The following is a 5,804-nucleotide window of genomic DNA, read 5'->3' as shown; positions in this document are numbered from 1 at the left end:
GGTTTTTGGTTGCACTTGAATATTATTGCATCAAGCAGAGTGGACAATAAGGTAGCTTGAGTGAGCTGAACACGCTCATCCATGGGCTTATACGGGGTAAAAACACCCGCTGAAGTAAAGGAATGAAGTGTTGTTGTCAGGCTTCGCCAATTCCAGCTCCGCGTTGCTGTGAAATTTTGCAGCGAACGCATCAGCTGGCTTTGTTCCGCTCGATTTAACGGTCTTTTAGCAGTTGACGTGTATTTTTTAATTGAACTGGCATATAGGCCGTGATTTCTCCCATCATAGCGATGACCGAAACGGTACGATTTACTCACCAGGCCATCCATTATTTCCTGTTGGGTGAGCGCATTAAAATCTTGAACAGGATTTACTGAACGGCGCAGTAGATAGTGAGAAGAGTATGCGCTGGAAGATTGGTAAAATTCATTACGCCTTGGGGCTGTGCGGGATGGAGGATCCCATTGTCTGACTGTGGTATGTCTGTATCGTCCGCGCCTTGAAGAAGCGGCATGGTCATTGGGTTGCTTATAATCATTATTTGATCTTGTGCGTTGACCACTGATACCAGCAGAGCTTTTATCCATAATTATATTTCATTAATTAATGAAAATATAAAAAGCAGACTGCTGTTTTGTTCAAAAGTTCATTTTGCTACAACGTCTATAAACGTAAGCGGTTGGGGAAACACATCTACTCCTGATGCCGTCAACCCGTTATTTTCAAATCATCCGGGGCAACAGGTGTTCAACACTGGCATTCCTTCCCGGCGTGTGAAAACGGATCTAGAGAAATGATAGGAGGAAGGCAATTACCGGCTGTTTGTTTTCTTCCTCTTTGCCGGTTTACCGGTTTGCTCCTCTGAATGTTCTCCGGTAGTCAAGTAACCATGACCTGAGGGTTGCCTGCCTTTATCAGCAGTAACGTATGCCTCATCTGCCCGCCTTCTTTTAAGTGATACAGAGCCATGCCCCTGTGGCGGGAAGCCTATCCTGGTCTTTATTTTATCAATGTATGGTTTCATTAAATCCTGATTGCAAAGCCTGTTAACCGGAATTTCAATGACCTCAAATCCTGCTTTTTGCAACAGTGCGATTTTCAGCAGAGTCGAACCCTTCCTGGTTTTGAAATCACCACCCACGTAATGAGAGGGACCCTGAATTTCAATTACCATGTTGTGATCTGGCAGTAGCAGGTCAACCGGAGGCAGTGAATTCAGACTCTTTTCTTCTTCGATCTTCAAAGATGGAATAGATGATTTGAGTTGATCACGGAAGTCGGCTTGGTTTTTTGAAATGATTGTCTGGTAATGGGGGACGACCGAACAGGTTCTGCCAAGCCAACTTGCGGCCATGGCAATGATGCGTTGATCCTCTTCATTGTCTGAGGATGTATTTTCCACGCGAGTAAACAGGTCATCCATGTGCTTTTCAAGCCAGTTATTGTTTTTGGAGTCCAGAGACAATCTGGCACAGCAAACCATTACTCCCCAAAGGGACATCAATATCTCTTGCTGAGAGAACTGAGGGTTGCCACTGATTCGGTAGACAAGCGATTTGAACGTGGATGTTACCACGTCCAGCTCAATGAGTTCGCCCAGTTTCGCCATGGCCCACAGCAGGTTGGCGATATGCTGGGGAATAAATTGGTCTTTGTTTGCGTTCACCTGAGTCAACAGCGCGGCCACGGTCTCGTTGAGTTCTGGTGTCTGCTTCAGCCCGTTATCCACCAGTTTCGCCATGGCCCACAGCAGGTTGGCGATACTCTGTGATTGAAAGTTAGCTTTCTGTGCTTTGACGTGGGGCAACAGCGCGGCTACGGTCTCTTTCAGACCTTGAGTCCGCTCCTGCCCACTGCCCATCAGTTTCGCCATGGCCCACAGCAGGTTGGCGATACTCTGTGATTGAAAGTTAGCTTTCTGTGCGTTGACGTGGGGCAACAGCGCGGTCACGGCCTCGTTGAGCTCTGGTGTCCGCTCCTGACCGTTGTCCACCAGTTTTGCTACGGCCCACAGCAGGTTGGCGATTTCCTGTGGTTTAAAGTGAGCTTTCTGTATGTTCACGTGCGGTAGCAGGGCGAACATGGCCTCTTTGAGTTCTGGTGTCTGTTCCTGCCTGTTGTCTACCAGTTTCGCCATGGCCCACAGCAGGTTGGCGATTTCCTGTGGTTTAAAGAGAGCTTTCTGTGCGTTCACGTGCGGCAACAACGCGGCCACGGCCTGTTTGAGCCCTGGTGTCTGCTCCTGCCCGTTGTCCACCAGTTTCGCGATGGCCCACAGCAGGTTGGCGATACCCTGTGGTGTAAAGTCAGCTTTCTGTGCGTTCACGTGGGGCAACAGTGCGGCCACTGCCTCTTTGAGCCCTGGTGCCCGCTCCAGCCCGCTGCCCACCAGTTTCGCCATGGCCCACAGCAGGTTGGCAATACCCTGTGGTTTAAAGTGAGCTTTCTGAGCGTTCACGTGGGGTAACAGCACGGCCACGGCCTCTTTGAGCCCTGCTGTTTGCTCCTGCCCACTGCCCACCAGTTTCGCCATGGCCCACAGCAGGTTGGCGATTTCCTGTCGTGTAAAGTTAGCTTTCTGTGCGTTCACGTGGGGCAACAGCGCGGCCACGGCCTCGTTGAGTTCTGGCGTCTGTTCCTGCCCGTTGTCCACCAGTTTTGCCATGGCCCACAGCAGATTGGCAATATGCTGAGGAATAAATTGGTTTTTTTTTGAGTTCACGTGGGGCAACAATACGGCCACGGCCTCTTTGAACTCTGGTATTCGCTCCTGCCCGTTGTCCGCCAGTTTCGCCATGGCCCACAGCAGGTTGGCGATACCCTGGGCATTAAATTGGTCTTTCTGTGCGTTAATATGGGGCAACAGCACGGCCACGGCCTCTTTGAACTCTGGTGTTCGCTCCTGCCCGTTGTCCACCAGTTTGGTCATGGCCCAGAGCAGGTTGGCGGTATGCTGAGGGATAAATTGGTCTTTCAGTGCGTTCACGTGTGGCATCAGCGCGGCCACGGCCTTGTTGAGCTCTGGTGTCCGCTCCTGCCTATTGTCCACCAGTTTCGCCATGGCCCACAGCAGGTTGGCGACACCCTGGGCATCAATATCCCTGGCGTGAGGTTTTTGGTTGCACTTGAATATTATTGCGTCAAGTAGCGTTGACAATAAGGCAGCCTGAGTACGCTTGACACGCTCATCCATGGGGTCATGAGGGGTAAAAACACCGGCTGAAGTAAATGAGTGAAATGTTGTCGTCAGGCTTCGCCAATTCCAGCTTGGCGTTGCGGTAAAATTTTGCAGGAAACTGATCAGCTGGCTTTGTTCAGTTCGATTTAACGGTCTTTTAGCACCTGACGTGTATTTTTTAATTGAGCTGGCATATTGACCGTGATGCTTCCCATCATAGCGATGACCGATCCGATCAGATTGATTCACCAGACCATCCATTATTTCCTGTTTGATGAGGTTATTAAAATCCTGAGGGTGGTTTACTGAACGGCGTTGTAGATGTTGAAAAGAGCATGCGGCTGAAGAATAGTACAATTCATTACGCCCCGGGGCTGTGCGGGGGGGATGACCCCATTGCCTGACTGGGGCATGTCTAGATCGCCCACGGCTTGAAGAAGCGGCATGGTCCTTCGGTTGGTTGTCATCATTACCTGGTCTTGTGTATTGACCACTGATACCCGCAGAGCTTCTATCCATAATTATATTTCATTAATTCGTGAAAAATATGAGAAGCAGACTGCTGTTTTGTTCAAAAGTTCATTTTGCTGAAATATCTATAAACATAAAATATGGCTGATCTGCGCCGTGCTTTAAGAAAGTGATACAAAGCCATGCCCCTGTGGCGGGATATCTGCCCTGGTCTTTATTTGATCAATACATCGTTTAACTGAATTCTGGTTCAAAAGCCGGTTAACCGGAATTTCAACGACCTTAAATCCTGCTTTTCGCAGCAGTGCGATTTTCAATAGAGTAGAACCATTCCTGGTTTTGAAATCACCAGCCACGTAATGAGACGATCCCTGAACTTCAATCACCATGTTGTGATCTGGCAGTATCAGGTCCGCCGGTGGCAATGAGTTCAGACTCTTTTCTTCTTCAATTTTCAAAGAGGGAATGCATGATTGGAGTTGATTGCGGAAGTCGGATTGAGGTTTTGAAATGATGTTATGGTAATGGGGGACGACCGGACAGGCTTTACCTAGCCAACTTGCGGCCATGGCAATGATGCGTTGATCCTCTACATTGTCCGTATTTTCCAGACGAGCAAACAGGTCATCCATGTACTTTTCAAGCCGGTTATTTTTATTGGCATGGGAGACCATTGACAACCGGGCACAGCATACCATTATTGCCCAGAGGGACATCAATATGTCTTTCTGAGAGAGTTGAGGATTTTCACTGATTCGGTAAACAAGCGATTCGAACGTAGAGGTAACATCCTCCAGCGCAACGAATTCTCCCAGTTTCGCCACAGCCCACAGCAGGTTAGCAATTTCCTGTGGTTTAAAGTTAGTTTTCTTTGCGCTCACACGGGGCAAAAGCAGTGCCACGGACTCGTTGAGCCCTGGTGTCCACTTCTGCCCGTTGTCCACCAGTTTCGCGATGGCCCACAGCAGGTTGGCGATGCCCTGGGTAATAAATTGGTCTTTCTGTATGTTCACTCAGGGCAAAAGAGCGGCCAGGGTCTCTTTGAGCCCCGGTGTCAGTTTTTGTCCGTTGTCTACCAGTTTCGCGATGGCCCACAGCTGGTTGGCAATTTCCTGCGGTTTTTTAGCTTTCTGTGCGTTTACGAGGGGTAACAGTGCGGCGATGGCGTCTTTAAGCACTGGTGTCCATTCCTGCCCTTTTTCCACCAGTTTGGCCATAGCCCACAGCAGGTTAGTAATGTGCTGGGCATTAAATTGGTCTTTCTGTGCGTTCACGTGGTGTAACAAAGCGACAACGGCCTCGTTGAACTCTGTTGTCCGTTCCAGCCCGTTGTCCAACATTTTTGCCATGGCCCACAGCAGGTTGGCGACACCCTGGGTATCTATATCCATGGCGGGAGGTTTTTGCTGGCACTTGAATATTATTGGATCAAGTAGTGTTGACAATAAGGCAGCTTGAGTACGCTTAACAACTTCATCCATGGGTTTAAGAGGGGTAAAAACACCCGCTGACGTCAATGAATGAAGTGTTGTCGTCAGGCTTCGCCAATTCCAGCTCCGTGTTGCAGTAAAATTTTGCAGCAAACGCATTAACTGGCTTTGTTCCGTTCGATTTAACGGCCTTTTAGCAGCTGATGAGTATTTTTTAATTGAACTGGCATATTGCCCGTGATTTCTCCCATCATAGCGATGACCGAAACGATCCGATTTACTGACCAGGCCAGCCATTATTTCCTGTTTGGTGAGATCATTAAAATTTTGAGCAGGTTTTACTGAACGGCGCAGTAGATATTGAGAAGGGCCTGCGGCAGAAGAATGGCAAAATTTATTACGCCCCGGGGTTGTGTGTGGGGTATCATCCCGCTGTCTGACCGTGACTTGTCTATATCGCCCACGCCTGGAAGCGGCATGGTCATTCGGTTGGTTGTCATTATTACCTGATCTTGCGTATTGACCACTGATGCCAGCAGAACTTCTATCCATAATTATATTTCATTAATTCATGAAAATATAAAATGAAGACTGCTGTTCTGCCCAGAAGTTCATTGTGCGGCAAAGTTTACTAGAGTCATGATGGGAGGAAGGCGATTACTGACTGTTTGTTTTCTTCCTCTTTGCCGGGTTGGTTTGCTCTGCTAAATGTTCTTCACCAGTCA

The 5,804-nt window shown here is 48.7% G+C and carries 4 protein-coding genes; all 4 read right to left on the bottom strand.

All coding sequences use genetic code 11. From position 1 onward, the window contains the following. Positions 1-587 (bottom strand): hypothetical protein (locus tag ACO6UY_RS23810; protein ID WP_422491517.1); only part of this gene is annotated, 587 nt, incomplete at its 3' end. Positions 588-811: 224 nt separating this feature from the next. Beyond that, positions 812-3,697, bottom strand: coding sequence for a DUF1601 domain-containing protein (locus ACO6UY_RS23805; RefSeq protein ID WP_422491515.1), 2,886 nt, complete (start codon positions 3,695-3,697; stop codon positions 812-814). A gap of 113 nt (positions 3,698-3,810) precedes the next feature. Continuing rightward, complete coding sequence (locus tag ACO6UY_RS23800; protein WP_422491514.1) at positions 3,811-4,662, bottom strand: RAP domain-containing protein; 852 nt, start codon at positions 4,660-4,662, stop codon at positions 3,811-3,813. Next, positions 4,663-5,631 (bottom strand): hypothetical protein, encoded by a 969-nt coding sequence (locus tag ACO6UY_RS23795; protein ID WP_422463480.1) that lies wholly within the window; start codon positions 5,629-5,631, stop codon positions 4,663-4,665. It abuts the gene before it with no gap. Positions 5,632-5,804: the final 173 nt, after the last annotated feature.

The organism is Endozoicomonas sp. ALE010, assembly GCF_049310165.1.
Lineage (GTDB): Bacteria > Pseudomonadota > Gammaproteobacteria > Pseudomonadales > Endozoicomonadaceae > Endozoicomonas.
This window is presented reverse-complemented; position numbering and strand designations above follow the sequence as displayed.